General features: G+C 70.8%; 2 protein-coding genes. Both read right to left on the bottom strand.

From position 1 onward, the window contains the following. On the bottom strand, nucleotides 1–1,289 hold a 1,289-nt coding region (gene kynU, locus AB0N02_RS47305), incomplete at its 3' end, for a kynureninase (RefSeq protein ID WP_363961757.1). 42 nt (nucleotides 1,290–1,331) lie between these two features. Beyond that, the coding region (locus AB0N02_RS47310) for a tryptophan 2,3-dioxygenase family protein (RefSeq protein WP_363961759.1) at nucleotides 1,332–1,506 on the bottom strand (175 nt) is incomplete at its 5' end.

Raw genomic sequence — 1,506 nt, forward strand, 5'->3', positions numbered from 1 at the left:
TCCTCCTTGACGCAGTGGGCCAGTGCGGTGGCGGCGCGCCAGCAGTCGAGGTAGGTCGAATACAGCGGGGTCGGCGCGATCCGGACGATGTCCGGCTCGCGGGCGTCGGTGACGACCCCGTGCTCCAGGCGCAGCCGCCGGGCCAGCTCGGCGGCGCTGCCGCGCTCGATCCGCAGCGACAGCTGACAGCCCCGGCGCTCCGGGTCGCGCGGGGTGACCACGCTGAGCGGCCGGGTGGGGGTGACCTCGTCCAGCAGGCTCTCCAGGTATCCGGTGAGCCGCACGCTGCGGGCCCGCAGCTCGGTCATCCCGGCCTGGTCGAACAGGTTGAGCGAGGTGCGCACCGGGCCCATCGCGTAGATCGGCGGGTTGGAGATCTGCCAGGCGTCGGCGCTGGCCGGCGGCCGCGAGACCGGGTCCATCCGGAAACGGGTCGACTGCTCGGTGCTCCACCAGCCCTCGAACCGCTGCAGGCCGGGGTCGCCCAGGTGCCGCTGGTGGACGAAGACGCCGCCGAGGGCGCCGGGGCCGGAGTTGAGGTACTTGTAGGAGCACCAGGCGGCGAAGTCCGGCCCCCAGTCGTGCAGCCTCAGTGGAACGTTCCCGGCGGCGTGCGCCAGATCCCACCCCACCACGGCGCCGGCCGCGTGCCCGGCCGCGGTGATCGCGGGAATGTCCATGAGCTCACCGGTGAGATAGTTGACCCCGCCGAGCATCACCAGCGCGACCGTCTCCCCCTCACGCTCCAGGAAGTCGAGCACCTCCCGGCCGTCGCCGAGCCGCACCACGGCGGTGTCGGGGTCCAGGCCGTGGAAACGTGCCTGGCTGCGCACCGCGTAGCTGTCGGAGGGGAACGCGGTGTCCTCGATGACGATCTTCGTCCGGCCGCCCCGCGGCCGGTAGAACGACACCATCAGCAGATGCAGGTTGACCGTCAGCGAGTTCATGATCACGGTCTCTTCGGGCAACGCACCCACCAGCCGCGCAGCCGGCGCGGTGAGCAACCCGTGATACGGCAACCAAGGCCGGCCGGCCTCCAGATGGCCCTCCACCCCGAGCCGGGCCCAGGAGGCCAGATCCTCCAGCAGCTCCGCCTGCGTCGCCCTCGGCTGCAACCCCAGCGAGTTACCGGCCAGATACGCACTCTCCGGATAACCGCCCCCGTCGGCGGGCGGAATGAGGAAAAGCTCCCGGCGGCCGGGATCTGCGGCGTCACGCCGCAGCGCGTCCTGCTCCGTCGCCGACAACAGGCCGGATGCCGGCGGGCCGGATTTCAGCGGATGAATCATGTCCGTCTCTTCCTTCACATATGGGTTCTGGCCGACCACGGCTCACATATGGGTTCTGGCCGACCACAGCTCGGGGAAAACCACCCGCGCCATACTGCGCTCCAGCCACGCCAGACCGTTGGAGCCGCCACTGCCCGGCTTGGCGCCCATCGAACGACGGACCGCGGCCAGGTGCCGGTAACGCCAATCCCCGAACTGCTCGGCCACCTCGGTGAGC

The organism is Streptosporangium sp. NPDC051022 (assembly GCF_040683035.1).
Classification (GTDB): domain Bacteria; phylum Actinomycetota; class Actinomycetes; order Streptosporangiales; family Streptosporangiaceae; genus Streptosporangium.